This window comes from Nocardia sp. NPDC050710 (assembly GCF_040654375.1).
Classification (GTDB): domain Bacteria; phylum Actinomycetota; class Actinomycetes; order Mycobacteriales; family Mycobacteriaceae; genus Nocardia.
In genome coordinates, this window is the sequence record NZ_JBFAHV010000067.1 from 1 (window position 1) to 1733 (window position 1733).

At 65.6% G+C, this 1733-nt stretch carries 1 protein-coding gene; it reads right to left on the bottom strand.

All coding sequences use genetic code 11. The features are described from left to right. Positions 1–202 precede the first annotated feature (202 nt). Positions 203–1117, bottom strand: a complete 915-nt coding sequence (locus AB0H61_RS39000) for a serine hydrolase (RefSeq protein ID WP_357313973.1) — start codon at positions 1115–1117, stop codon at positions 203–205. Positions 1118–1733: the final 616 nt, after the last annotated feature.

Genomic DNA, 1733 nt, shown 5'->3' on the forward strand with positions numbered 1-1733 from the left:
CGGGGTCCTCTCCGGACCCCGCGACACGACTGTCGAACCGCGGATACGGCCGCATGGCCGTTGGAAACCGCACGATATGCGGCATGTGCGCCTACATGCGCTGGCTGTCGCCAGGTTGGCGGGCGGGTGGCGGACACGGTCGTCTTGTGGCGGATCGTCCAGCTGCGCAGCAGGATCCGCAGGCTGCCCGCCGCATTCGGCGCTAACCGATCGGCAGCGCGCTCAGGATCGGATCGTAGGCCCAGTTCAACATGCGCTCGGCGTCGTCCTGTGCGGCGGCGGCGCTGCCGGGTGAGCTGTGCAGGACCACACCGATCAGCGGTATTCCCGCCCTGACCGTCTCGAACAGCAGGCAGGTTCCCGCAGCGTCGGTCCATCCGGTTTTGATGCCGATGGTGCCGGGATAGTCGCGCAGCAGCGAGTTCGTGGTCTGCCAGAGGTGAGCGCGGTTGCCCGGGCCTGCGGGCAGGTGATAGCTCTGCGAGCTGACGATCTCGCGGAACACCGGCAGGCTCATCGCCCGCAGGCCGAGGGCCACCAGGTTCGCCGGTGTGGAGTAGGTGGAGTGGTCCGTGGGGACGGGCAGCCCGCTGGGGTCGGTGAAATGTGTTCCGGCCAGGCCCATTTGATGTGCGGTGTCGTTCATTTCGGCGATGAAGACGTCTTGGCCGGGCCCGTAGGACTCGGCAAGGGTATAGGCGGCGTCGCAGCCGGACGGCAGCATCAGCGCGTAGAGGAGCTGTCGCGCGGTGAGCACCTCGCCGGGGACCAGACCTGCGGTGCTTCCGCTGTGGTTGGTGCAGTAGGCGATGGCTTCTTGCGGCACGGTAATGGTCCGGTCGAGGTCGCCGGTGTTGATCACGACCAGTGCCGTCATCACCTTCGCGATACTGGCTATCGGAACCGGGGTGTTCGCCTGTCGTGACCACAGCATCGTGCCAATAATTCCGTCGGCCAGCGCTGCTCCCGACGCCTGCACTCCGCCCGGCTCAGACGTCAGCCAGGGCAACTGAATATGGGCGTCACTCGCGGCGGGGGCGGCCACGACACCATGACCGGTGACCACGACCAGCGCCCCGACAACGGCAGCCTGCAACAATCGGGCAAATGTTCGCATGGCCACATACTGCCGTGCGACTCCGCGAACCAGTGGGATTTCACCGACCGAATTACCGCGCCGTTCCGGCGACAGCAGGCAATCGGCTAATCCACGGTGCCGCGACCCCGACACTTCTCGCGTGCGACCGCTCGCTCAGCGGTATGGCCGTGCCGCTCTGCAGACAAGATCGGCGCGACCTCGCCGCTGGCCGGCAACGAAGAGCTTGCCGTCAGGTGCCTGCGCCCGAGTTCCTCGAGACTCAACATCGTGGGTCGCGATGCTCCGTAATCGGCAAAAGCTGATGTTCCAGAGACGTTGGCGGCCTACCGATCGACGGAAGGCGCCACGCACTCGGATCTGGCGCACCACAGCATTTCGGGTGTCCTGAGCCACAGCGGTCTCGGGCCGTGTGATCGTCAGCGGGATAGCCGATCGCGGTGTCAGTGCAGGTGTCAGCCGTGTGTCAGTCCGGTGTCAGCCAGCCCCGCGACAGTATGTCCATCGAACACAACGACCGGCACCAACACAGGTTCCAGTCAGTACCACAACCGATTTCGAGGAGTACACGACATGTCCATCACCACCACCCTGACCGACCAGGACAAGGCCACCCTGCGCACCGCCGCCTACGGCG